A 23,110-nucleotide genomic window follows, 5' to 3' on the forward strand; every position below is an offset into this window, starting at 1 on the left:
GCGGCTTCATGATTTGCGCGGCGCCATGAAATACATCCAGATCAGCGCAACGAAGTACATCACCGGGATCAGGGTGAACAGCACGCTGTAGTTGTTCTGGGTCGCGGTCAGGACGGCGCCGACGATCTGCGTCATGAACATGCCGCCGATGGCCGCGCACATGCCGCCGAAGCCGAACACGGTGCTGATCATGTGCCGGGGCGTGTAATCCATGACCAGGCTCCAGATGTTCGCCGTCCAGGCCTGATGCGCACCCACCGCCAGGGCGATCGCCAGCACGGCCACCCAGAGACCGCTGGCGTTGGCGGCGAACACCACGCCAATGATCGTCACGGCGAATACCAGCATCGACAGCAAGCGGGCGGTCATCGGGCGCATGCCCCGGCCGATCAGCCACGAGGAGAGAATGCCGCCGCCGATGCTGCCGAAATCGGCGGTCAGCCAGATCAGCATCAGCGGGATGCCCATCTGCGTCACGCTGATGCCCAGGTTGTATTGCTGATTCAGAAACGGCGGCAGCCAGTAGAGGTAGAACCAGAACACCGGCGCGGTCACGGCGTAGGCGAGGGCGAAGGCCCAGGTGCCGCGCATCTTCAGGATCCGCGAGAGCGGTACTTTTTCCGCTTCAGCCTCGGTCTCAGGCTCGGCCTCGCTGTTGATGTAGGCCCGCTCACTGGCGCGCACGGTGGGATGTTCCTGCGGATTGAAATAGGTCAGCCGCCAGGTGATGACCCAGACCAGCCCCAGCGCACCCATGCAGATGAACGCCGCCTGCCAGCCCCACACCGTGAGGATCAGCGGCAACAGGGCGGGCGTGACCATCGCACCGACGTTGGTGCCGGCGTTGAATATGCCGGTGGCCACGGCGCGTTCGCCGGCCGGGAACCACACCCGGGTGACCTTGACGCAGGCCGGGTAATTTGCCGCTTCGGTCAGGCCGAGAATGAACCGGCAGACCATGAAGCCCGCTGCCGATGTGGCCAGGCCATGGGCGCCCGTCGCAACACTCCACAGCAGCACCGCCAGAAAGAATGCGCGCTTGACGCCGACCCGATCGATGAAACGCCCCTGCAGCAGAAAACCGATGGCGTAACCGACCTGAAACCAGAAGTTGATGTTGGCGTAATCCATCGCCGTCCAGCTCATTTGCTTCGCCAGGATCGGTTGCATCACGCCGAGTGCGGCGCGGTCGATGTAGTTCAGGGTGGTGGCGAAGAACACCAGTGCCAGCATGCCCCAACGGGTTTTGCCGACGGCCAGGGCGCCGCGAATTTTTTCGCTCACACTGGCGTGGGGAGGCGCAGGGTGGGAGGCGACCGGGGCAGGCGAAGCAGAAGGGGACCGCATAAGCATCAAGCCTGTTTTGAAATTGTTATGGTGGTGTCCGCGCGGCCAGGGCCTTGGCCCCGCATAGCGTCTTAAAACTAACCGTATGGTTCATTTCAGTTGATGTCCCATGCAGCGGCGCGAATAATCCCATGAACGCCCGCCCGGTTCGAGCCCCATCGTCGTGCCGGGCGCCATGTGATTATTCAGGAGCCACCCCCGCATGCAGCGATCGATCGCCACCGTTTCCTTGAGCGGCACCCTGCCGGAAAAGCTGGAAGCCATTGCCGCCGCAGGGTTTGACGGTGTTGAAATCTTCGAAAACGACCTGCTCTGCTACGACGGCAGTCCGCGTCAGGTGCGGCAGTTATGCGCGGATCTGGGCATTGCCATTACCCTGTTTCAGCCTTTCAGCGACTTCGAGGGCTGTCGCCGCGAGCACCTGCAGCGCAACCTCGACCGTGCCGAGCGCAAATTCGACCTGATGCACGAACTTGGCACCGACCTGATGCTGGTGTGCAGCAATACCGCCAGCGATTCCCTGGGCGAGCGAGACATACTTCTCAGTGACCTTGGGTCGATCGCCGAGCGGGCTGGGGCGCGTCAACTGCGCGTGGGTTATGAAGGGCTGGCATGGGGACGTCACGTCAACACCTGGCAGCACGTCTGGGATCTCGTCCGGCAGGTCGACCATCCGGCCCTCGGCGTGCTGCTCGACAGTTTCCACACGCTGTCGCTCAAGGGCGATCCGAGCGGGATTGCGCAGATTCCTGGCGACAAGATCTTCTTCGTGCAGATGGCCGACGCGCCGCTGCTGAACATGGGCGTGCTGGAGTGGAGCCGGCATTTCCGGTGTTTTCCGGGGCAGGGCGAGTTCGATTGCCCCGGCTTTCTCGCGGCAATTTTGCGCAGCGGCTACACCGGCCCGCTGTCGCTGGAGATTTTCAACGACGTGTTTCGCGCCGCGCCCACTCGGGCCAACGCCGCCGACGGCCTGCGTTCGTTGCTGTATCTGGAGGAGCAAACCCGCGCGCTGCTGGAGCAGCCATCTCAACCCGTCGCGCCGTTAGTGTTGTTCCATCCGCCGGCACCCAGCGCCTGCAACGGCGTCGAGTTTCTCGAGTTTGCCGTGGAGGATGCCCAGGGTGCGCGATTGGTCAGCTGGCTGCATGGCCTGGGCTTCGGCACCCTGGGTCAGCACCGCAGCAAAGCCGTGACCATGCTGGGGCAGGGCGATATCAATATCGTGTTGAACGCCGAGCGCTTGTCCTTACCTCAGATGCCTTTCGCTGCCGCTTCCTTCGCTGACTCAGCCCTTGAAGCCCCCGGCCCGTCGCTGCGCGCCATGGGGTTGCGGGTGGACAACAGCGCTGACGCGCTGGAGCGGGCGTGTCAGTTCAATGCCGAAATCTGTAGGGGGCCGGTGGGGCCTGATGATCGGGAGCTCCCGGCGGTGCGTGCGCCGGACGGCAGCCTTATTTACCTGGTCGAGCCTGCCGCGCCAGGACAATCCAGCTGGGACAGCGACTTCATCCTGAGCCCGCAGTCTCCGACGCAAAGCGGTTTGCAGTGCATCGATCATGTGGCCATGGCGTTGCCCGCCGACAGCCTGGACAGCCGGGTGCTGTTCTACAAAAGCGTGCTGGATTTTGTGGCCGATGCCGACCAGCTGCTGCCTGACCCTCACGGTCTGGTGAGGAGCCGGGCGTTACGCAGCCGTTGCGGCACCGTGCGCCTGCCGCTGAACACGCCGGATCGCGGCAACACGGCAGTCTCCCACGCACTGTCGAGCTACGGTGGCTCTGGCGTTCATCACATCGCCTTTGCCTGTGACGACATCTTCGCCCAGGTTGCCCGCGCCAAAGCGGCAGGCGTGCCGTGGCTGGCCATTCCCCAGAACTATTACGATGACCTGGGGGCGCGGTTCGGTTTCGACGACGCATTCCTTGGCGAACTGGCGCGCCACAACGTGCTGTATGACCGCGATGCCGACGGTGGCGAGCTGTTTCACGCCTGCACCGAGGCGTTCGAGGGACGTTTCTGTTTTGAAATCCTCCAGCGCAGGAAGGGTTACGCTGGGTATGGCGAGGCGAATGCGGCGGTGCGCCTGGCGGCAATGGCCAGGGCCCGCAGCGGCTCCGCACGGTTCTGATGACGTGTAGCGCATCGGCACGCACCACTTCCGTAACGCACAGGCGCAGCCCATAATCCCGCGATTCCACCGTGGTCGTGAGCCCCGCATGAAAACCGTTGACGACAGCCTCGCCGAAGCGCCCGTAGACGCCCCGCGCAAGTCCCGCAAGAACAATCCGGAGAAAACCCGCGACGGTATCCTTCAGGCGGCCGTCGCCGAGTTCGTCGCCCAAGGGCTCTCCGGCGCCCGGGTTGATGCGATCGCCGAACGCACGCAAACCTCCAAGCGCATGATCTATTACTACTTCAACAGCAAGGAGCAGCTGTACACCGAAGTGCTGGAGAAGCTCTACGGCGACATTCGCACCACCGAAAGCAGCCTTGACCTCGGCGTGCTCGCGCCGGAAGAAGCGGTCAGGCGGCTGGTGGAATTCACCTTCGATCACCACGACCGCAACGTCGATTTCGTGCGCATCGTGTGCATCGAAAACATTCACAACGGCGCCAACGTCAAACAGTCCCCGACCATCCGCGAGCTGAGCCGGAACGTCTTGCAGGCGCTGGACGACACCTTGCGGCGCGGCGAGCAGGACGGCGTGTTCCGGCCAGGCGTACAGGCCGTTGACCTGCACATGCTGATGAGTTCGTTCTGTTTCTATCGGGTGTCGAACTGCCATACCTTTTCCGAGATTTTCCAGATCGACCTGGAAGACGAAGCGGTCAAGGCGCGGCAAAAAGCGATGATCTGTGATGCGGTGATGCGCTACCTGCTGCCGTGACCCGGCACGTTCAACGCCACGCTCGCCTGAGGACCCGACGATGTCGCAACGCCAATCCACGCTGATCGCCTTGTTGGTGGCCGTCACTTTTTTCATGGAAAACCTCGACGCCACGGTGATCGCCACGGCCATGCCGGAAATGGCCCGGACCTTCGGCGTCGCGGCGGTGGATCTGAATATCGGCATGAGCGCCTACATGCTGGCGATCGCCGCGTTCATTCCCCTCAGCGGCTGGTTGGCCGACCGACTCGGTTCACGCCGGGTGTTCGGCGGCGCCATCGTGCTGTTCACGGTGGCTTCGATGCTGTGCGGCATCAGCGACAGTCTTGAGACGTTCGTCGCCGCCCGGGTCCTGCAAGGCATGAGCGGCGCAATGATGGTCCCGGTCGGGCGCCTCGCTGTCATGCGCGCCACTGAAAAGAAAGACCTGGTGCGGGCCATTTCGCTGATCACCTGGCCCGGGCTGGTGGCGCCGATACTCGGGCCGCCCCTGGGCGGGTTCATCGTTACCCACGCGTCGTGGCCGTGGATTTTCTACCTTAATCTGCCCCTCGGCGTCATGGCGCTGATTGCCACCCTCATCCTCATCCCCAAGCGCAATGAAGTCAGCACTCGGCCGTTCGACCTGAAAGGTTTCCTACTGCTGGGCGTGGCCTGCACGGCGCTGTTGTTCGGGATGGAACGGCTGGGGCAGGGCCATGGCAGTCAGTGGCCGGGCCTTGCGGTAACGGCGCTCGGCGTGGTCTGCGGCGCGCTGGCCTGGCGCCACATGCGTCGGCATCCGCAGCCGCTGATGAACGTCGCGGTGGTGCACATCCGCACCTTCAGCGTCAGTCTGCTGGGCGGTTCGGTGTTCCGGATCGCCATCAGCACGCTGCCGTTCCTGCTGCCGCTGATGTTTCAGCTGGGTTTCGGCCTGTCCGCGTTCGACGCCGGGCTGCTGGTGCTGGGGGTGTTTGCGGGCAACCTGGCGATGAAACCCTTTACCAGCGCAATCATGCAGCGCTGGGGCTTTCGTCAGGTGCTGTTGGTCAATGGCTGCATCGGTGTGGCGGCGATTGCCGCCTGCGCGCTGCTCGATCAGGCCATGGGCTGGCCGATGATCCTGCTGATCCTGTTCATCGGCGGGCTGTCGCGCTCGATGCAGTTCACCGCGTTCAACACGCTGGGTTTCGCCGACGTGCCCAAAACGCAGATGAGCGATGCGTCGACAATGTTCAGCATGTGCTTCCAGTTGAGTATGGGCCTGGGCGTCGCGATCGCTGCACTGTTGTTGCGTGGCGCGATGGCCCTGCATGGCAACGACGGGCAGGCGATGACCGCTGATTTCCAGCTGACGTTTATTGGCGTCGCGGTGATCGCGGCCTTGGCGCTGCTGGATAACCGCCGGGTGTCGGCCCAAGCCGGTGCAGCGCTGCTGCAACCCAAGGCCTGACCTGCTGGCAAACACGAAGCGCCACTGGCCAAAACCACCAGACGTTCTGCGCGCTTTGACCATTGCCCATCGGCGCGGCAGAGCGGAGTATTTCGCCACTCCAACAATAAAAGTGTAAGGACGACACAATCATGCAGATCCAAGGCAAGGTATTTCTGGTCAGTGGCGGCGCGTCCGGGCTGGGTGCGGCCACCGCGCAGATGCTCATCGACGCAGGGGCCAGCGTGATGCTGGTGGACGTCAACGCCGAGGCGCTCGCGGCCCAGGTGGAAAAACTGGGCGACAAGGCCCGCGCCAGCGTCAGCGACATCACCCAGGAGAGCGCTGTTCAGGCCGCGGTGGATGCGGCGCTGAGCGCGTTTGGCCAGATCAACGGCGTCATCAACTGCGCCGGCATCGTCGGCGCAGAGAAAATCCTCGGCAAAGAAGGTCCACACGGCCTCGACAGTTTCAGCCGGGTGATCAACGTCAACCTCATCGGCAGCTTCAACCTGCTACGCCTCGCCGCTGTAGCCATCGCCGAAAGCACGGGCGATGCCGGCGGTGAGCGTGGCGTCATCATCAACACGGCGTCGGTTGCCGCCTACGACGGCCAGATCGGCCAGGCGGCGTACGCGGCCTCGAAGGGTGCCATCGTCAGCCTGACCCTGCCCGCCGCCCGTGAACTGGCCCGCTACGGCATCCGCGTCATGACCATCGCTCCGGGCATTTTCGAAACCCCCATGATGGCCGGCATGACCCCGCAAGTGCGCGAAAGCCTGTCCGCCGGCGTGCCATTCCCGCCACGCCTGGGCAAGCCCGAGGAATACGCGGCACTGGCCCGCCACATCATCGAAAACAGCATGCTCAACGGCGAAGTGATCCGCCTGGACGGCGCCTTGCGCATGGCCGCTCGCTAATCGAGGAAACCCCATCATGTCTTTGAACAAACGCCAGATGTTGAACGACGACCCCGTGGTGATCGTGAGCGCCGTGCGCACGCCCATGGGCGCCTTTCAGGGCGATCTCCAGAGCCTGACCGCGCCGCAACTGGGCGCCGCTGCCATCCACGCCGCCGTCGAGCGCGCGGGCATCGATGGCGCGCAGGTCGACGAGGTGCTGTTCGGTTGTGTATTGCCAGCCGGGCTGGGACAAGCGCCGGCCCGTCAGGCGGCATTGGGCGCCGGGCTCAGCGAGGCCACGACGTGCACCACCCTGAACAAGATGTGCGGGTCGGGGATGCAGGCGGCCATTCTTGGCCACGACATGTTGCTGGCTGGCAGCGCCGACGTGGTGATCGCCGGTGGCATGGAAAGCATGTCCAACGCGCCGTATCTGCTGGAGAAGGCCCGCAGCGGTTACCGCATGGGCCACGGCCGGATCATCGATCACATGTTCCTCGACGGCCTCGAAGACGCCTACGATCGAGGCCGCTTGATGGGCACGTTTGCCGAGACGTGCGCCGGGCTTGAAAATTTCAGTCGGGAAGCCCAGGACGGTTTTGCAGTCGCCTCGCTGACCCGGGCGCAGGAGGCCATGACGCGCGGCTGGTTCGACGCTGAAATCGTCCCGGTGGAGGTCACCGTCGGCAAGGAGCGCAAGACCATTCGCCAGGACGAACAGCCGCCCAAAGCGAAGTTGGATAAGATCCCGTTGCTGAAACCGGCGTTCCGCGAGGGCGGCACCGTGACAGCCGCCAACTCAAGCTCGATCTCCGACGGCGCCGCGGCCTTGACCCTGATGCGCCAGTCCGAAGCACAACGTCGTGGCCTCACGCCGCTGGCGGTCATCCATGGCCACGCCGCTTACGCCAATGAGCCGGGGCTGTTTCCGACCGCACCGGTGGGCGCGATCGATAAGCTGATGAGCAAGACCGGCTGGTCCCTGACCGAGGTCGATCTGTTCGAGATCAACGAAGCCTTCGCCGTCGTCGCGCTGGTGACCATGGCCCGCCTGGAACTGCCCCATCACAAGGTTAACGTGCACGGCGGCGCCTGCGCGTTGGGCCATCCCATTGGCGCATCGGGGGCAAGGATTCTGGTGACCTTGCTGTCAGCGTTGAAGCAGCGCGGACTGAAGCGAGGTGTCGCGGCCATTTGCATCGGCGGCGGCGAGGCGACGGCAATGGCGGTCGAGCTTGTCGTTTGATATCAATGGCTTGCGCCATGTTTCGCAGGTTAGATCTGTGATAACCGCTGACGGGCGTTCTAAATAGTAAAAGGTCTATAAAACAATGAATTACACGACAATCCTCAAAGAGGTCAGAGGTCGCGTTGCACTCCTGACCCTCAATCGTCTAGAGGCGCTTAACGCCCTGAATGCGCAGCTTATTAGCGAACTCAACCATGCCCTCGATGAGCTGGAACGCGATCATGGCATCGGTTGCATCGTGCTGACCGGCTCGGCAAAAGCGTTCGCTGCCGGGGCTGACATCAAGGAAATGGCCGAGCTGAAATACCCGCAGATCTATCTGGACGACCTGTTCAGTGACAGCGATCGGGTGGCCAACCGCCGCAAGCCGATCATTGCTGCCGTCTCGGGCTTTGCCTTGGGCGGGGGCTGCGAGTTGGCGCTGATGTGCGACTTCATCCTGGCGGCCGACAACGCGCGCTTTGGCCAGCCGGAAATCAAGCTGGGCGTGCTGCCGGGCATGGGCGGGACCCAGCGCCTGACCCACGCGGTCGGCAAGGCCAAGGCCATGGAAATGTGCCTGACCGGGCGCCTGATCGACGCCGTCGAAGCGGAGCGTGCCGGGCTGGTCGCGCGCATCGTGCCCCAGGACCAGTTGCTGGAGGAGGCGCTCAACGTCGCGGCCGGCATTGCGGCGAAGTCGTTGCCGGCGGCCATGATGGTCAAGGAAAGCGTGAACCGCGCCTTTGAAGTCAGCCTGGCCGAAGGGATTCGTTTCGAACGCCGGGTGTTTCATGCAGCGTTTGCCAGCGAGGACCAGAAGGAAGGCATGGCGGCGTTCATCGAGAAGCGCGAGCCGGCGTTCAAGCATCGCTGATTCAGGTCAGGGCGGTGGCGCGTCTCAGGGGTGTCTTCTGGCGCCAGCGTGTATAAAATGCGCCGGTCGCCGAGGTTCACCCCCGGCTTGTCATCTTCGATCACCCTATTTTCAGCGTTTATCGCCATCGGCCCGACGCGCAAGACGCGTCGGATCCGAGCGATTTATCGCCACCGGAACAAGAGAGCAATCATGGGCGCACAGTGGAAGGTCAAACACAAAGAAGCGGCAGCCAACGCCAAGGGGCGTATTTTCGGCAAGCTGTCCAAAGAGATCATGATTGCCGCACGCTCCGGCGCTGACCCCGACATGAACGCGCGCCTGCGTCTGGTGGTCGAGCAGGCCAAGAAAGCCTCGATGCCGCGCGAAACGCTGGAGCGTGCCATCAAGAAAGGCGCCGGTTTGCTCGGCGAGCACGTGCACTTCGAGAAACTCACCTACGAAGGCTTCGCGCCGCACAAAGTGCCGGTCATCGTTGAATGCCTGACTGACAACATCAACCGCACCGTCTCGGAAATCCGCGTGCTGTTCCGCAAGGGCCAGCTGGGTGCCGAGGGTTCGATCACCTGGGATTTTGATCACTTGGGGATGATCGATGCGGTTGCTGCATCACCCGAAGCGGACGCCGAGGAAGCCGCCATCGAAGCGGGCGCTCAGGACGTTGAGCAAGGCGAAGAGGGCGTTGCGACGTTTTACACCGACACCACCGACCTCGACGCCGTGTGCAAGGCGCTGCCCGAGTTCGGCTTCACCGTTGAATCCGCCAAGATCGGCTACCGCCCGAAAAACCCGGTTGAAGGCCTGAGCGACGAGCAGATGGCCGAAGTGGAAGCCTTCCTCGAAGCGATCGACAGCCACGATGACGTGCAAAACGTGTACGTCGGCTTGGCGGGGTAAGGCTGACCGGGCCAACTGACTGAATCGGTCGTTGTAGGACCGGCTTCAGCCGGGAAGGCGTCGATGGGCACACTGCGAAATCGAGGGTGTCCACGCTGGCCTCTTCCCGGCTGAAGCCGGTCCCACAGGTTATGCGGCGTGCTGTGGATTGGGGCCTACTGACTAAACTGCTGCTCGATCTCCGCAAACCCGGGCCGCTGCATGACATCCGCCTGCACGGAACGCCGCTCCAGCTCCCGCAACCCGGCAACCTGCGAATCGCTATCCCCGCAGCAGTCCAGCAATTCCCCCAGCAATAGCCCGAACGCGCGCACTTCAACGCGCTCCAGCCTGCGTCCCGTTTCTTCATCCGGGTAAAACGCCGCTGCGCCGAAATCCCCCAGCAGGCTGTCCCCACTTTCGTTCCAGAGGATGTTGTGGCCGTACAGGTCACCGTGGTTGATCCCATGCCCGTGCAAATGTGCGCACGCCCCTGCGATCCCGGCGGCCATACGCTTCACGATCGACAGAGTCAGCCGGGTGTCGACGTAATTGTCCCGCGTGCAGGATTCAAGGGTCGGCGGACGCGCAAGGGTCACGAAAGAAGGCGAAATCAGCTCCATCACCAGACCGCGAGCGCCCTGCGGGTGGTCCTGGATCTGCCCGAGCACCGGAATCAGATGAGCATGACGACCCGCCGCAATGCACGCCTGCATCTCGTTCAACGGCGAGCCGTCGCTGGTGACATCGCCCTTGTACAGCTTCACCGCGACGTCCAGCGCCGCCGCGTCCTTGTCCGCGCGCCACTGGGCCTGTTGAATCACCCCGGACGCGCCTTCGCCCAGCACCTGTTGCAGCGTCAGTTGCGGCCACGGGATCTGCCGGATCGGCGCTTCGGTGTGGATGTCGTTCAACGGATTGCCGGCAAACGCCAGCCAGGCCAGCGCGGGCATCTCCAGCAACCAGCGCGGCAGTTCATGGAAATCGTTGACCGCGATCCGCACCAGTTCCAGGCGCTGACAGCGGGCCAGTGATTCCGGCAATTGCCGCAGCCGGTTGCCTGCGAGCATCAGCTTCTGCAGGTGCGCACAGTCGCCGATGGCTTCAGGCAGGGTTTCGATACGGTTGTCGGTCAGCACCAGAGAGCGCAGCGAAGGCGGCAGCGCGTTAGCGGGGACATCGGCGATCTCGCAGGCCTTGAAGCCGACGAAGAACAGCTGCTCGCACAGGCCCAGGCATTCCGGCAGGCGGGTAAAGGGATTATTAGAACAGAACAGGATTTTCAGGCGCTTGAGCCGGTGCAGGTCGGCGGGCAGGTCAGTCAGCCGATTGCCGCTGAGGTCCAGCACCTCCAGCGAATCGGCGAGGCTGAAAATCTCCTCGGGAAATTCACTGAGGTCGGCACTGAGATTGAGCCGCGTGATGCCTGCCAGTTTGCCGGCACGCAGGTCTGCAAGGGTGTGCATGGGGGGAAGGGCGCCTGTGATCAATGGGCGGCCATGATAACCAGTCAACCCGGTCGTTGCTCGTTTGCTACGAGCGCGACGGGTGAGGGATTAATTCAGGCAGCGGTCCAGCAATTGATGCATGCGCTCAAGGGACGGCGCCGATTCGGCGTACAAGATGCGGTAGACCATGGGTGCGACGACGGCATCGACCAGATCATCCGCCGAAGGACTCTGTTCACCGCGCTCCCGGGCGCGGTCGATGATGATCTGCAGTTGATCGCGAACCATGTTCAGGCACTTGCCCGAGCACAGGGTCGCGCTGCTGGCGACCACGTCGCGCATCATTTCGCGGCCCGGCGCCGAGTTGGTTTCTTCGAGATAGACCTCGACCCACGTGCGCAGGTCATCGCGCAGATTGCCGCAATCCACTGGTTCGTCGGGGCGCAGACGCTCGACGGCGGCGTCGGCCAGCAGTGAAGTCAGGTCGCCCCAGCGCCGGTAAATGGTGGACGGTGTGACACCTGCGCGGGCCGCAATCATGGGTACGCTGAGGGCCGAACGCTCCTGCTCCTGGAGCAGATCGCGGACCGCCGCGTGAATCGATGTCTGCACCCGGGCACTGCGGCCGCCGGTGCGAATGCCTTCTTTGATAGCCATGGTGCGGACCCTAACACAAAGTATTTGCTTTAAGCAGACGCTGCTCGCACACTGCTAAAGCTAACTAATAGCTTTAGTGGCGTGCTTTTTCGGGAGAGTGTACTCGTGTCTGATTCTTTGCAGAACCCGCAAGTCGATGGTCGGGGGCGGAGCCACCTGGTATTTCTGGCCTTCGTGCTGCTGTGTTTCTTCGCCGCGTCCAGTGCGCCGACGCCGCTTTACCACCTCTATCAACAGGCGTGGGGCTTTTCCTCGGCGCTGTTGACGGTGATTTTCGCCGTCTACGCCTTGAGCCTGTTGGCGACGCTGCTGGTGTTCGGCTCGCTGTCGGATTACCTCGGTCGCCGTCCGGTGCTCTTCATCGGGCTGCTGCTGGAGATCGTCTCGATGCTGCTGTTCATCGCTGCCACCGACGTCAGCTGGCTGATCGTTGCCCGGGTGCTGCAAGGCGTGGCGACGGGCATCTCCACCAGCGCGTTGGGTGCCGCGATGCTCGACAGTGACGCGCAGCAGGGTCCGCTGCTCAACAGCATCACGCCGATGTTCGGCATGGCACTGGGCGCCCTTGGCACCAGTGCGCTGGTGGAATACGCGCCGCTGCCCATGGGCCTCGCCTATGGTTTGCTTCTGGCGGCGTTCGTCGGTCAGGCGGTGTATCTGTTGTGGGTCGCTGAAACGGTGATGCCGCAACCGGGCGTGCTGAAAACCCTGCGGCCGCGGCTCGCCGTACCGGCCCAGGCGAGGGGGACGTTGTTGCTGGTGCTGCCCGCGGACATCGCCGCCTGGGCCCTGGGCGGGTTTTTCCTGTCGCTCGCGCCGTCGCTGCTGACTGCCGCGACCGGTTCGACCTCGGTACTCAACGGCGGTTTTGCCGTGGCAGCGCTGACCATCAGTGGCGCGATTTCGATCCATAACCTGCGCCTGCGGGCGCCCAGGCTGGCATTGCTGGTGGGCTGCAGTTTTCTGGCGATCGGGGTTTCAGTGATTCTGGCGGCGGTGAATCTGGGCTGGCTGTGGCTGTTCTTCACCGGCGCCGTGGTAGCGGGGATTGGTTTCGGGGCCAGCTTCCTCGGCGCCCTGCGGCTGTTGCTGCCATTGGCCCACGCCCACGAGCGGGGTGCGTTGATGGCAGCGTTTCTGGCCTTGAGTTATCTGGCGTTTTGCATACCGGCGTTGCTGGCCGGCGTGTCGATCAAAACGGCGGGGCTGGTGACCACCACCAATGTCTACGGCGGGGTGGTGGTCTTGCTGGCGGTGTCGGCGCTGGCCGGTCTGCTGATTCAGCGAGCCGGCCGCGCCAGGGCTGCCTGAGCCGCGTTATCGGTTATGACGCAGAATCGAAAAATTCAGCGCCGACGCCACGGTCAGCCACACCAGATAGGGGAACAGGATCAGCCCGGTGATGAGGTCCAGCTGGATCCCCAGCACAACCATCGCGGTAACCACCAGCCACAGCAGCAAGATAATGATCATGCCCGCCATGATTCGGTGGGCGCCGAAGAACACCGGCGTCCACAGCGTGTTCAAGGCAATCTGCGCGGCCCACAACGCCAGCACGGTCTCACTGCCGGGGATCAGGGTCAGGCGATAACCGGCCCAGGCCAGCAGCAGATAAATGGTCGTCCAGGCCACCGGAAACAGCCAGTTGGGCGGGGTGAAACGTGGTTTTTGCAGCGATTCATACCAGCTGCCGGGTTTGAAAATGATGCCGGTGCTGGCCGCCGCGCAGCAGGCAATGAGGTAAATGTAAAAAGTCATGTGGGGTCCTTTGCTGAAACCATTTGAAGTGCAGGCCGTGGGGCCGTCTCGGCATTGGATGCGTCTGCGCCGGAAAAATCCGTATCTGCTCAGAGAGATTAATCGCGAGCCCGCCCGTGGAGATGATCACCCATCCAGTCCTGGACTGAGCGCGCAACAGGTCGCGCACATCCAGTTGCTCGTCGAACAGGCGGAGGGGTTTACGGCGGCGCGGCGGCGGTATGACACAGCAGCGGTGTGACGTGCCAGCGAGGGAGGCGGCAAGCCGTCCGGTCAGGACTGATCCGCCAGTTGGCTGAGCCGTTCCTGTACTGCGTCGTCGAAGATCATGTACAGCGTTTCTACGTCTGCCGGGCGAAGACGTCTGCTGGTCTCCAGGCTGAGGATGAAACTGATTTCCATGGCGGCCTCGCGTTCGAGGTCTTCCTTGGTGGTGGCGGCGTTCAACGCGCGCACCAGATCGTCGATCGCACCCTGAATGGGTTTGGGAAGCCGAAGTGCAGCGATTCGCTCTTGAGGCATTGCTCAGTCCTGGGGGGTTGGGTTTGGCGGCGAACCGAAAGGCGTGAAGCCCTGGAGCCTGGGATCGGGGGCGTATTGTGGCCGAGTTACAGCGCAGATCCCACCAGTGGAAACAAAATAGTGAAATGACAGCCCTTGCCTTCGCCCTCGCTGTGGGCGGTAACGCTGCCGCCATGGGCTTCCACCAGCTGCCGGACCACCGTCAGCCCGATGCCTAGGCCCGAGCCATTGAAGCCGATGGCCTGGGTGTCCTGCACATAAGGATCGAAGATCACCGGCAATGCCTGGGCGGAAATGCCGATGCCGTTGTCGGAGACGACGATCTTCAAGCCTTCCGGAACGGTCTCGGCACGCAGTTCGATGTTGCCGCCGCACGGCGTGTATTTGGCCGAGTTGGTCAGCACGTTGGTGAAGATCTGCACGATCCTGATGTGATCACCGTTGACCCGTACCGGCGCGTCGGGAAGGCTGACGTCCATGTGCAGGTTTTTCTTGTGCATCAGCGGCGCGCAGGCGTCCACCGCTTCCTTAATGATCTGCACGATGTCGAGGTGGGCGTAGCTCAGGCGCAGCTTTCCGGTGCTTGCGCGGGAGACGTCGAGCAAGTCTTCCACCATGCGCGACAGATGCTGCACCTGACCTTCGATCAGGTTGCGCATTTCCGGCAGTCTGTCGCTGGACGTGCGCACCATGCGTTCGGCAATCATGCTGATGGGCGTCAGCGGGTTGCGCATTTCATGGGCTACCGAGGCCATGGCCGTGCGCTGCTGGGCCAGCGCCTGTTCAGCCTGGGCTTGCAACGTCTGCGCGTGGAGCGCAGAAATCACCAGATGCTCGTTGGCCTCGCGCAGATCCTGATAGACATCAGCGTGCGCACTGGCAGCGGGCGCTTGTGCCTGCGCCTGCGCCGCCAACGCCGCCAGCACCAGTTTCTGATTGGCTTCCACCAGCAATTCGATATGCAGCCCGGCGCCGGCAGAGGCTTCGGCCTCGTGCAGCTCTCGGCGCAGGAACGCCAGGTGCGCCAAGGCCCGTTCCTTTTTGTGCGCGAGTCGCTCGAATTCTCGGCCGGCGTCTGTGCCTCCGGTTGCGTCCTTGTTGTCGAATTCGCTCATGGCAATGCGCTCATCGAATGGTGTCTCCCGCTTCAGCAACCCCTGGCGACAGCCGCGTCGGGCGTCCGCCCAGCAGCCCTTCCTGATTATGCAGCCGGGTGCCGATCTGCAAGCCGTTATCGTCGATGCGGTACAGCCGGAGTTCATCCGAGTGAGCGCTGGCCCGGACCTTGACCACCGCCATGATGCGCTGCAAGCGGCTGTCGATCTCGATGTAGCGCTGGACGATGATGGCATCCGTAAGAAAGGCCGTGCCGTAAGGACTGAAGCGCAGATCCGTGTAGCGGTCTTCCAGTTCCGAGGTCATCAATACACTGACCCCGGTGCTGGTCAACGCATTGACCATGCGCGACAGGGATTCGCGGAAGTCTTCGCGGAAGGCGGGCGCCACGGCCAGCTCGAACCCGGACAGCGAGTCGATGACCACACGCGTTGCGTCCAGCCGGCGGATTTCGCTGAGCAGCTGCTGCACAATCTCGTCGATGCACAGGTCCGGCACCCGTCGGTCGACGACGCCTACTTTGTCCATGTGCACCAGACGCGTGAGTTCGGCGTTATGCAGGTGGTTGGGTCGCTGTTCGAAAACGGCGATCACGCCTGTTTCGCCGTTGCGCGCACCCTCTTCGAGAAAGGCCGCCGCCAGCAGGCTTTTGCCAGAGCCGGAAGGGCCGGCAACCAGCAACGAATAGCCCTTGGGCAGGCCGCCGCCAAGCATATCGTCCAGATGCGGCACGCCCATCTTCAGCCGCTGCTGAGGGCTGCCATGGTTGAGCGCGGCGCGGTCCTGAAGCGTGACCGCGGCCGGTGGAAACACCGTAATGCCCGAATCGGCGATGCGGAAGGTATGCAGCCCGGGCAGCGTCGGCTGGCCGCGCATCTTCATGATCTCCATCTTGCGCACCATGGAGTTGCGCTGAACGCTCTGGCGCAGCCAGATCAGCCCATCGGCAACGGTGAAGATCGGGTTGCTGTCGAGCTCGTTGAAATACTCCCCCAGCAGGAAGGTCGTCGCCTGCCAGGTGGTCATCAGCATGCCCAGCTGCTGCACGAACTGCGGCAGGTTGTTTTTGGGATTGCAGTCGGTTTCGCTGGCCAGCACGACGGAGCGGAACGAGTCCACAAACACCAGGGCAGGGCTGTGGGCCTCGACTTCGGCGACGATGCGCCGCAGCACTTCGTCCAGATCGCCAGCCAGGGTGTCATCCGCCAGATTGACGTAGCGGATCGAGCGGTTCACCGCTTCTTCGTCGAAAAAGCCGAACTGCTGTTGGTAGCGCAGCATTTTCAGCGGCGGCTCTCCGAGCACCGTGAAGAAGATCGCCGGGCGTTCGGGCGTGGCCAGGGCGAACATCATCTGATGGGCCAGCGTGGTCTTGCCACAGCCGGGCGGACCGGCGATCAGGTTGAAGGAAAACTCCGGCAGGCCGCCACCCAGAATCTCGTCGAATCCCGGTACGCCCGTTGCCAGACGGTTGATCGTGACTTTACTACTCATCGTGAAATGTCCTGGGCAGGCGGGCCGCTGAAAGAGTGTTCCCACACGTCAAGGAGCAGCCGTGCAGCGAGTGATGGTCCGATCAGCGTGGCAAGTAATGCGTGAAAAGTGTTCAGAACTTCCTGGCCGAACAAGAGCGCGTCGGCTATCGATTCTTCGGCCAGTAACGCCTTCAATTGTTGAAGATCCATGCCCACGGCCAGCATCTTGTAGTTGTCTCCAGCCAGCGGGTGCTTTGATATGTAGAGATGAAGGCTGCGGCGATGCAGGGCGGCAACACCTTTCGGCCCTATGATTGGGGTCAGGGAGGTATTAATGTCCTCGAACATCGAAGTAATTGCTTCAGCGACCTCGGAAAGTTCCGCGCTGCCATTGACCCGATGGGTCAGGCATGTGGCAATTCGTTGGCCTGCTTCGCTATCGGCAAACATGGGATTAAGTTCTGGTAGGTGTCAGTGGATAGTACACGTTCTTGCCCGAACGGACAGACGCATGAAGCGTGCGGCGCTCTGCCGCGCAGGCCCTCAGGCTTCACCGGGCCCGTTCCGCCGATCAAAGGTGGGGGAGACTCAATTGGAGGCGAGTTCCACGGCGAGCGGTTTGGTCAACGCCCGGCGTCGTCTTAATTCTATCCATCGGGATGAATATAAATGCGTCGGTGGCTCTCGGGGCAGGTTGGATAATGCGGACGGTTATTCATTTGGAGGGCGTGAAGTTTAAGCACGCCATAACTATTCAATCAAACGAGTGATTGCGTAAGTTGCAGGACGGCGAATAAGTGCTCGCTGTTTATTTATGATCGATAACGTAAAAGTGTTCGACTGAATTGTTTGCATGGGTCAGTTGAATGGAAAATCCCCACGCATCATCTTCTCGGCGTACCCCTCATTGGCCGAGCGTGCCGCGTTCACTGTGTAGCGGGAATGCCCCGGGTTTGTATCGCTCAAGTTACAAAGGCGTCCGCCGACACCCTGTTCAGGAAGTCTATTACTCACTTGAACAGGGAAGTGCCATGTCAGCGATTTCTTCGGTCACCTCATCCGCGGCATTGATGCCGGTGGTCAAACCGGCGGCCACCGTCGCGGTGAATGACGGCGCCGTTGCTGGCACCACCAGCGCCTCGCCGTCGTCCGTCGTCATGCTGGGCCAGGACGCCAAGGTCAGCGAGCCGCTGACCTACAACGTCCGCGGGCTGATGGGGGATGGCAACGTCCCGACGGCCTGGGAGTACACCCGCCAGGACAAAGTCTCGCTGGCGATGGCGGGCAACTTCAGCACCTCCGCCACGGCGGGGCGTTTCCAGGGCCTGGGCGCAACGTTGCTCAGTCAGTTGGCCCAGACCGGCCAGAACATTTCCCAATCGGTGCTGCGCTCGACGACCGGCAAAGCGCTGGAGCCGGCGGAACTCGCTGCCGCCCAGGACCGCCTGCACAGTAATCCGGCCAACAGCATCAGCCTGACCCTGAAAACCGCCAGCGGCAAAACCATCGAGCTCAGCCTTGCCAGTCAGGACGATGGCCTCGCGGTGCAGGCCCAGGTGAGCGGCGGCGAACTCAGCGACGACGAGCTGAACGCACTGAACGCCATGGCGGACGGCTTTCAGTCGGCGATCGACGGCCTGACGGCCAAGCCGCCGACCCTGAAACTCGACGCCCTGACCCATTTCGACGCCAAGGCCTTCGCCTCCGTAGAGTTGAAAACCAGCCTCAAGCTGGAAGACGGCAGCGCCCAGACCCTTGATCTGCATGCCGACGCCGACCAGCGTTCGGTGCGCATGAGTGGCGCGCTGGGCAATCTCGACCTTTCGGTTGACCTGAAAAACGCGGCCATTCGTGGTGACAGCGCTCAGCAGGTCAAGGCGCTGGACGGCTATGTCAGCCAGATCGAGGCGGCGCGCAAGCGTGGCGACGGCGATGCACAGTTGCTGTCGATGTTTGAGGACGCCTTCAAAACCCTGCACAGCCAGTACCCGGACACCCGCGTTTCCTCGGCGCCGCAGACCGTCAACTCGATTGAGCTGACCGACACTGACCACGGCCTGTTGACCGGCCTCGGCGACTTCAGCGCGTCGGTCAGCGAGAAGAGCGTCGAGGGCAACCCGGGCCGCCCCGGTGAGCTCGATTCCTTTGCTTACACCTTGTCGCAGACCACCCAGTCCAAGGGACGCGATCAGATGAACCGGACCATCGTTCAGAACCAGCAATCGCAGCTGACCGCCAGTTACCACAAGCCCCTGCCAGGCGGGCAAAAGCTGGCGTTGAGCACCGATCCGACAACACAGAATTACCTGTATTACCAGGTCAGCGACCAGGCCAGCAGCAAGACCAGCATCGGCTATAAAAAAGGTGAGTTGGTCGATGCGACGCTGAGTCAGTCCGCCAGCCAGTCGACGCGCATTGCCAAGTACGTAATGGGCCGCCTGGAGAAAGACACCCACACGCCGACCTCCACCTCCAAAACCCAGAACTTCCTCAGCGTGCTGCAGCAGGCCTTGCAACAGGACAAAGAGGCGAAGCAGGGCCGTGGCGCGTCGACGCTGAAAGGCACCCTGGCCGGGATTCACGCCAAGGTGCTGCTGCAGAGCGATCCGTCGAAGCTGGATGGCTGATAGCGGTATAGCCTTGGTTTTCCGGCGCGCCGTCCGACGCATTCCCGGCCAAAGCCGGTCCCACTAAGTGCGCGTCGTTCCTCATATCGAGACACTGCCAGAACCATTGGCCGCGCACGATGCTTTTTGTGGGACTCGCTTCAGCCGGGAAGGCGCCAGTGGGATCAGCCTCAGATTCCGGCCTTGCTCCAGCCGCCAGGCGCTCGATGTCCTCAACCTGACAAACCTCAAGCATCCGGCTATAAACAAAGCGTGCCAAGCACCTTGATGTCCCCAGAGGCTAAAAGCCCGGAGTGTGATCGATGATTGACCGTGAGCCACCGTATCCCCGCAAACCGCCGCTCAGTAATTCCCAAAAACTCGCACGCCTGGCCGGCATTGGCCTGATCGTTCTGGTCGTCGCGGGCGCCTTCGCCTACGTCAATGGCAGCCTCGCCCCCCAGCGACTGACCCCCGCGCGGGTCGTTGACGTGTTCGAACGCAACAACGGTGTGCATCCCGGTTACCGTCGCAACCACCCGAAAGGCATCTGCGTGGCCGGCTACTTCGAGAGCAACGGGGCCGCGGCCAGCCTGTCCAAGGCCGAAGTCTTCGCCAGCGGGCGCACGCCGGTGATCGGGCGTCTGGCCGTGCCCACCGGCAACCCGTATTCCCCTGACAGCGCCGCGCCCCTGCGCAGTTTCGCCGTGCAGTTCACCCAGCCCAACGGCCAGCAATGGCGCACGGGCATGAACAGCATGCCGGTGTTTCCGGTCGCGACGCCTGAAGCGTTCATTGACCTGCAGATCGCCACCGGGCCTGACCCCAAGACCGGCAAACCCGACCCGGCGAAGCCCCCTGCGTTCTTCGCCGCACACCCGGAAGCCCAGCCTTTTCTGGCGTGGGTCAAGACGGCCAAGCCTTCGGCCAGTTTCGTCACCGAGACCTACAACAGCGTCAACGCCTTCGTGCTGGTGGACGCCAGCGGCAAGCGCCAGCCTGTGCGCTGGAGTCTGGTGCCGGAAGCCACCGATGCAGCGCCGGCGCCTGACGCCAAGGAATATCTGGACAAGGACCTCAGCGACAGACTGGCCAGCGGCCCACAACGCTGGAAGCTGATGCTGACGCTGGCCAACCCCCAAGACCCGACCAACGACGCGTCCAAAGCCTGGACCGGCGAGCACAAGACCGTGGATGCCGGGACCCTGGTGGTCAATTCCGACAGCCCGCAACTGGATGGCGACTGCCGCGACATCAATTACGATCCGCTGATTTTGCCCAGCGGCATCGAAGGCTCGGATGACCCGCTGCTCGCCGCGCGCTCGGCGGCCTACGCTGCGTCCTACATGCGCCGCACCAGTGAAGTCGATCAGCTGAAAGCCGAGCCCGCCCAGGAGAAACAGCCATGAGTACGCCCGTCAAGCATTTCGCCCCACTGGCGCGCCTGCTGCACTGGCTGATGGCGCTGATGGTCATCGCCATGCTGTTCATCGGCGCCGGCATGGTGGCTTCGGTGTCCGAGCGCCACGAGTGGCTGCTGAACCTGCACAAGCCCCTCGGCATCGCGATTCTGTTGCTGGTCATCGTCAGGATTGTCGTCCGGGTCACTACTCAAACGCCGCCGTTGCCAGCTGACTTGCCGGCCGTGCAGGCGCTGGCCGCCAAGCTGTCCCATTACGTGCTGTATGGCTTGATGCTGGCGATGCCGCTGATTGGCTGGGCGATGATTTCAGCCGCCGGGGATCCGGTCATGCTCGGCAGTTCGGTGCGCCTGCCGTCCATCGTCGCGGCAAACCCGGAGACCTTCGCGCTGCTGCGCAAGGCCCACGCCTATCTGGCGTACCTGTTCTTCCTGACAATTCTGGCGCATCTGGCTGCCGCGCTGTTTCACGGCTGGGTGAGGCGGGATGAGGTGCTGGACAGCATGCTGCGGGGTAAATCGCGGGGTTGATGTTGCCGTGATTGACCGCTGCGAATAAGGCAGACGACATCGCCAGTGGGCTTAACCCCGCTGGGGATGTCGTTTATGGACGCCGGTCAATCTGTCGACATCAGGCGGCGGTTCAGCGCAACACGGACACCATCTGCCCCAGGGTCGTCAGCACATCGCGGGCCAGCTGTTTCGAGCGTTGGCCTGACCAGCCGGTGACGACATCGGGGGCGTCGTCGTTGTCCTTGAACGGCATTTCCAGCGTCAGCGACAGGCATTTGTAGCGCTCGCCGACGCTGTTGCACGCCAGGTTCATGTTGGCTTGGCCCGGCGCCGATTTCGGATAGCCGTATTTGCTCTGGAAGTCCCGGGTCAAGCCGCTCAACCGCGCGCGGAAGTCAGCTTCCAGTTGCGCTTGCTGGGCGGTGTACCCTGGATTGCCTTCGCAGGCGGCGGTGAAGACGTAGGGGATTTCCTCATCGCCGTGGACGTCGAGGAACATGTCCACGCCGTATTTTTCCATCTGCTCTTTGACGAAGAACACTTCCGGGCTGAGCTCGGGGGTCGTGTCCTGCCAGGCGCGGTTCAGGTCCTTGCCTTGGGCGTTGGTGCGCAGATGCCCGTGGAACGAACCGTCCGGGTTCATGTGCGGCACCAGATACAGGTCCGCCGAGGCCAGCAAAGCCTCTAACTCAGGGTCGTTTTCCTGGAGCCGCTCGATAATGCCTTCCATGAACCACTCGGCCATGTGCTCGCCGGGGTGCTGTTGCGCGATGATCCAGATGTTGCGCTTGCCCGCCGCGCCGTCGCCCTTTCGCAGCAGCGGAATATCACGGCCTTCGACGCTCTTGCCGGTGGCGATCAACTGGGTGCCGGCCTGGTTCAGCGCCTGACCCACCAGCCAGTCGTGGCGCTCGCGGCTGTAGGGTTCGAAGTAGGCGAACCACACCTGGGATTCGCCGGGCGTCAGCTCGAAGTTCAGCGCTTTGCCGTCGAACTGGCTAGGCACGCGGAACCAGGTGTTCTGATCGTAGGAGGCCACTGCGTTGTAGCCGGTCCAGGCGCGGTTGTAGCTCGACTCGCCGGCGTTGGTCAGGCTGAAGCCGTGGGGCTCACCGATCTGCAGGCCGTCAACCTTGAAATGGAACCATTGGAAATGCGCGCTGCGGGTGTCGGGGCGAATCGCCAGTTGCACGGCTTTGGGATCACTGGCGTCGAGCACGACGATGTTGCCGCTGTCAAAATCGGCGGAAATGGAAAGGGCGGTTTGAGTCACGGGAGCGTCCTGGTTGCATGATCTGCCATTACGAAGCCATCGGGGAGGCAAGCAGGCCAGACCTGATTGCCTCGCTGGGCTGTTATGACAATTACTTTACACGCAACCGACAGGGGGACGGCGACAGAATAGTTCGCCAAAGAGTCAGGGGCGGCTTCAGCTATAGGCTTCGGCGGTGACCAGCAGGCCGCACAGCAACATCGTCACCAGCAACCAGCCGAAATAGACCCGCGGTTTGTGCCGATGCCAGCCACTGGCGCCGAGGACCGCGGCGGGTGCATGCAACGTGCGCCAGAACTGCTCGCTGTTCTGAAACGCCGCCAGGTGCCGGGGATCGGCGTCGAGCCAGTGACGAAACTCGATGCGCTGACTCGCCGTGGCCTGGGGGCTTTGCAGGTGCACGTACCAGCCCAGGGCCTGAAGCAGAATCGCACGGGACGGGTCATGTTCGGCGGGCTCGCTGACGCAATGCTCAAGCGCAACCGTCATGCAGCGTTCGACGGTGCGAGCGTCCACGTCAAGCAGGCGGGCGATATCAGTGTAGGAAAGGGCGTCGAGACGGCTCAGCAGGAAAACCTGCAGCACCCTGCGCGGCAGCCGCTGAAGGCGGCGTCGGTAAAGATCAGTTTCAGCGCTCGCGCCCGGGGAGGGCGACACGGGGGAGGCGGTCATCAACGAGTCGAGGAGCTGAGTCATGGCGTCTTGCTCACTGTTTGAATAGCGGCGGTCGCGGAAAACAACGTCGTGAATGTGGAGGTTTTTACTGAATGTGTCAGTTTTTGACAGC

21 protein-coding genes are annotated in these 23,110 nt (G+C 62.7%); 11 read left to right on the forward strand and 10 right to left on the reverse strand.

Annotated elements, in window-relative coordinates; translation table 11 throughout:
- Window positions 1-6: 6 nt before the first annotated feature.
- Window positions 7-1,347, reverse strand: a complete 1,341-nt coding sequence (locus tag AC07RO_RS05265) for an MFS transporter (RefSeq protein ID WP_495085453.1) — start codon at window positions 1,345-1,347, stop codon at window positions 7-9.
- A 202-nt stretch (window positions 1,348-1,549) separates the two neighbouring features.
- On the opposite strand from AC07RO_RS05265, the gene AC07RO_RS05270 reads away from it, so the two are divergent.
- The 7 genes from AC07RO_RS05270 to AC07RO_RS05300 all read left to right on the forward strand — a co-directional run bounded on the left by AC07RO_RS05270 (window position 1,550) and on the right by AC07RO_RS05300 (window position 9,556).
- Window positions 1,550-3,478 carry a bifunctional sugar phosphate isomerase/epimerase/4-hydroxyphenylpyruvate dioxygenase family protein gene (locus tag AC07RO_RS05270; RefSeq protein WP_495085454.1) on the forward strand — a complete coding sequence of 643 codons (1,929 nt, stop codon included), beginning with the start codon at window positions 1,550-1,552 and terminating at the stop codon, window positions 3,476-3,478.
- Window positions 3,479-3,566: 88 nt separating this feature from the next.
- Window positions 3,567-4,238: a TetR/AcrR family transcriptional regulator gene (locus tag AC07RO_RS05275; protein WP_495085455.1), complete on the forward strand. Its 672-nt coding sequence runs from the start codon at window positions 3,567-3,569 to the stop codon at window positions 4,236-4,238.
- Between the two features lie 40 nt (window positions 4,239-4,278).
- Window positions 4,279-5,673: a DHA2 family efflux MFS transporter permease subunit gene (locus tag AC07RO_RS05280; protein WP_346630409.1), complete on the forward strand. Its 1,395-nt coding sequence runs from the start codon at window positions 4,279-4,281 to the stop codon at window positions 5,671-5,673.
- Window positions 5,674-5,804: 131 nt separating this feature from the next.
- Window positions 5,805-6,572: a 3-hydroxyacyl-CoA dehydrogenase gene (locus tag AC07RO_RS05285; RefSeq protein WP_495010047.1), complete on the forward strand. Its 768-nt coding sequence runs from the start codon at window positions 5,805-5,807 to the stop codon at window positions 6,570-6,572.
- Between the two features lie 37 nt (window positions 6,573-6,609).
- On the forward strand, window positions 6,610-7,800 hold the full coding sequence (locus AC07RO_RS05290; RefSeq protein WP_495085743.1) for an acetyl-CoA C-acyltransferase: 1,191 nt from the start codon (window positions 6,610-6,612) through the stop codon (window positions 7,798-7,800).
- 85 nt (window positions 7,801-7,885) lie between these two features.
- A complete protein-coding gene (locus AC07RO_RS05295; protein WP_495085456.1) occupies window positions 7,886-8,659 on the forward strand; it encodes an enoyl-CoA hydratase in 774 nt (257 codons plus the stop codon).
- A 192-nt stretch (window positions 8,660-8,851) separates the two neighbouring features.
- The gene (locus tag AC07RO_RS05300) at window positions 8,852-9,556 is read left to right on the forward strand and encodes a YebC/PmpR family DNA-binding transcriptional regulator (RefSeq protein ID WP_192173927.1); all 705 of its coding nucleotides are present in this window, start codon (window positions 8,852-8,854) and stop codon (window positions 9,554-9,556) included.
- A 155-nt stretch (window positions 9,557-9,711) separates the two neighbouring features.
- On the opposite strand, the gene AC07RO_RS05305 is transcribed toward AC07RO_RS05300, so the two are convergent.
- The gene (locus AC07RO_RS05305; RefSeq protein WP_495085457.1) at window positions 9,712-11,001 is read right to left on the reverse strand and encodes a leucine-rich repeat-containing protein kinase family protein; all 1,290 of its coding nucleotides are present in this window, start codon (window positions 10,999-11,001) and stop codon (window positions 9,712-9,714) included.
- Window positions 11,002-11,091: 90 nt separating this feature from the next.
- Window positions 11,092-11,640: a TetR/AcrR family transcriptional regulator gene (locus AC07RO_RS05310; protein ID WP_192173925.1), complete on the reverse strand. Its 549-nt coding sequence runs from the start codon at window positions 11,638-11,640 to the stop codon at window positions 11,092-11,094.
- Between the two features lie 105 nt (window positions 11,641-11,745).
- Here AC07RO_RS05310 and AC07RO_RS05315 point away from each other — a divergent pair, with 105 nt between their 5' ends.
- Window positions 11,746-12,951, forward strand: a complete 1,206-nt coding sequence (locus AC07RO_RS05315) for an MFS transporter (RefSeq protein WP_495085458.1) — start codon at window positions 11,746-11,748, stop codon at window positions 12,949-12,951.
- A 6-nt stretch (window positions 12,952-12,957) separates the two neighbouring features.
- Here AC07RO_RS05315 and tspO read toward each other — a convergent pair whose 3' ends face one another.
- The 5 genes from tspO to AC07RO_RS05340 form a co-directional block, all read right to left on the reverse strand.
- Window positions 12,958-13,398, reverse strand: coding sequence for a tryptophan-rich sensory protein TspO (gene tspO / locus AC07RO_RS05320; RefSeq protein ID WP_495085459.1), 441 nt, complete (start codon window positions 13,396-13,398; stop codon window positions 12,958-12,960).
- 273 nt (window positions 13,399-13,671) lie between these two features.
- Window positions 13,672-13,920 carry a hypothetical protein gene (locus AC07RO_RS05325; RefSeq protein ID WP_282373476.1) on the reverse strand — a complete coding sequence of 83 codons (249 nt, stop codon included), beginning with the start codon at window positions 13,918-13,920 and terminating at the stop codon, window positions 13,672-13,674.
- Between the two features lie 86 nt (window positions 13,921-14,006).
- Complete coding sequence (locus tag AC07RO_RS05330; protein WP_495085460.1) at window positions 14,007-15,035, reverse strand: sensor histidine kinase; 1,029 nt, start codon at window positions 15,033-15,035, stop codon at window positions 14,007-14,009.
- Between the two features lie 10 nt (window positions 15,036-15,045).
- Complete coding sequence (locus tag AC07RO_RS05335; RefSeq protein ID WP_495085461.1) at window positions 15,046-16,530, reverse strand: DUF7125 family protein; 1,485 nt, start codon at window positions 16,528-16,530, stop codon at window positions 15,046-15,048.
- Complete coding sequence (locus AC07RO_RS05340; RefSeq protein ID WP_244656005.1) at window positions 16,527-16,961, reverse strand: hypothetical protein; 435 nt, start codon at window positions 16,959-16,961, stop codon at window positions 16,527-16,529. Before AC07RO_RS05340 ends, AC07RO_RS05335 begins: the two co-directional genes overlap by 4 nt.
- 581 nt (window positions 16,962-17,542) lie before the next feature.
- Here AC07RO_RS05340 and AC07RO_RS05345 point away from each other — a divergent pair.
- The 3 genes from AC07RO_RS05345 to AC07RO_RS05355 all read left to right on the forward strand — a co-directional run bounded on the left by AC07RO_RS05345 (window position 17,543) and on the right by AC07RO_RS05355 (window position 21,068).
- Window positions 17,543-19,138, forward strand: a complete 1,596-nt coding sequence (locus tag AC07RO_RS05345; protein ID WP_495085462.1) for a lactate dehydrogenase — start codon at window positions 17,543-17,545, stop codon at window positions 19,136-19,138.
- 302 nt (window positions 19,139-19,440) lie between these two features.
- On the forward strand, window positions 19,441-20,526 hold the full coding sequence (locus tag AC07RO_RS05350) for a catalase family peroxidase (RefSeq protein ID WP_192173919.1): 1,086 nt from the start codon (window positions 19,441-19,443) through the stop codon (window positions 20,524-20,526).
- Window positions 20,523-21,068: a cytochrome b gene (locus tag AC07RO_RS05355; protein ID WP_192173918.1), complete on the forward strand. Its 546-nt coding sequence runs from the start codon at window positions 20,523-20,525 to the stop codon at window positions 21,066-21,068. The genes AC07RO_RS05350 and AC07RO_RS05355 overlap by 4 nt, the downstream gene beginning before the upstream one ends.
- 112 nt (window positions 21,069-21,180) lie before the next feature.
- Here AC07RO_RS05355 and AC07RO_RS05360 read toward each other — a convergent pair whose 3' ends face one another.
- A complete protein-coding gene (locus tag AC07RO_RS05360; protein WP_495085463.1) occupies window positions 21,181-22,323 on the reverse strand; it encodes a M14 family metallopeptidase in 1,143 nt (380 codons plus the stop codon).
- Window positions 22,324-22,479: 156 nt separating this feature from the next.
- Window positions 22,480-23,019: a FecR/PupR family sigma factor regulator gene (locus tag AC07RO_RS05365; protein ID WP_495085464.1), complete on the reverse strand. Its 540-nt coding sequence runs from the start codon at window positions 23,017-23,019 to the stop codon at window positions 22,480-22,482.
- Between the last annotated feature and the right edge of the window lie 91 nt (window positions 23,020-23,110).

It is taken from the genome of Pseudomonas sp. GW821-FHT07F05 (assembly GCF_059418765.1).

Bases quoted from the DNA above. Each gene is read 5' to 3' on its own strand.
- AC07RO_RS05265 (WP_495085453.1), bottom strand. From the start codon at position 1,347: ATGCGGTCCCCTTCTGCTTCGCCTGCCCCGGTCGCCTCCCACCCTGCG.
- AC07RO_RS05270 (WP_495085454.1), top strand. From the start codon at position 1,550: ATGCAGCGATCGATCGCCACCGTTTCCTTGAGCGGCACCCTGCCGGAA.
- AC07RO_RS05275 (WP_495085455.1), top strand. From the start codon at position 3,567: ATGAAAACCGTTGACGACAGCCTCGCCGAAGCGCCCGTAGACGCCCCG.
- AC07RO_RS05280 (WP_346630409.1), top strand. From the start codon at position 4,279: ATGTCGCAACGCCAATCCACGCTGATCGCCTTGTTGGTGGCCGTCACT.
- AC07RO_RS05285 (WP_495010047.1), top strand. From the start codon at position 5,805: ATGCAGATCCAAGGCAAGGTATTTCTGGTCAGTGGCGGCGCGTCCGGG.
- AC07RO_RS05290 (WP_495085743.1), top strand. From the start codon at position 6,610: ATGTTGAACGACGACCCCGTGGTGATCGTGAGCGCCGTGCGCACGCCC.
- AC07RO_RS05295 (WP_495085456.1), top strand. From the start codon at position 7,886: ATGAATTACACGACAATCCTCAAAGAGGTCAGAGGTCGCGTTGCACTC.
- AC07RO_RS05300 (WP_192173927.1), top strand. From the start codon at position 8,852: ATGGGCGCACAGTGGAAGGTCAAACACAAAGAAGCGGCAGCCAACGCC.
- AC07RO_RS05305 (WP_495085457.1), bottom strand. From the start codon at position 11,001: ATGCACACCCTTGCAGACCTGCGTGCCGGCAAACTGGCAGGCATCACG.
- AC07RO_RS05310 (WP_192173925.1), bottom strand. From the start codon at position 11,640: ATGGCTATCAAAGAAGGCATTCGCACCGGCGGCCGCAGTGCCCGGGTG.
- tspO (WP_495085459.1), bottom strand. From the start codon at position 13,398: ATGACTTTTTACATTTACCTCATTGCCTGCTGCGCGGCGGCCAGCACC.
- AC07RO_RS05325 (WP_282373476.1), bottom strand. From the start codon at position 13,920: ATGCCTCAAGAGCGAATCGCTGCACTTCGGCTTCCCAAACCCATTCAG.
- AC07RO_RS05330 (WP_495085460.1), bottom strand. From the start codon at position 15,035: ATGAGCGAATTCGACAACAAGGACGCAACCGGAGGCACAGACGCCGGC.
- AC07RO_RS05335 (WP_495085461.1), bottom strand. From the start codon at position 16,530: ATGAGTAGTAAAGTCACGATCAACCGTCTGGCAACGGGCGTACCGGGA.
- AC07RO_RS05340 (WP_244656005.1), bottom strand. From the start codon at position 16,961: ATGTTTGCCGATAGCGAAGCAGGCCAACGAATTGCCACATGCCTGACC.
- AC07RO_RS05345 (WP_495085462.1), top strand. From the start codon at position 17,543: ATGTCAGCGATTTCTTCGGTCACCTCATCCGCGGCATTGATGCCGGTG.
- AC07RO_RS05350 (WP_192173919.1), top strand. From the start codon at position 19,441: ATGATTGACCGTGAGCCACCGTATCCCCGCAAACCGCCGCTCAGTAAT.
- AC07RO_RS05355 (WP_192173918.1), top strand. From the start codon at position 20,523: ATGAGTACGCCCGTCAAGCATTTCGCCCCACTGGCGCGCCTGCTGCAC.
- AC07RO_RS05365 (WP_495085464.1), bottom strand. From the start codon at position 23,019: ATGACTCAGCTCCTCGACTCGTTGATGACCGCCTCCCCCGTGTCGCCC.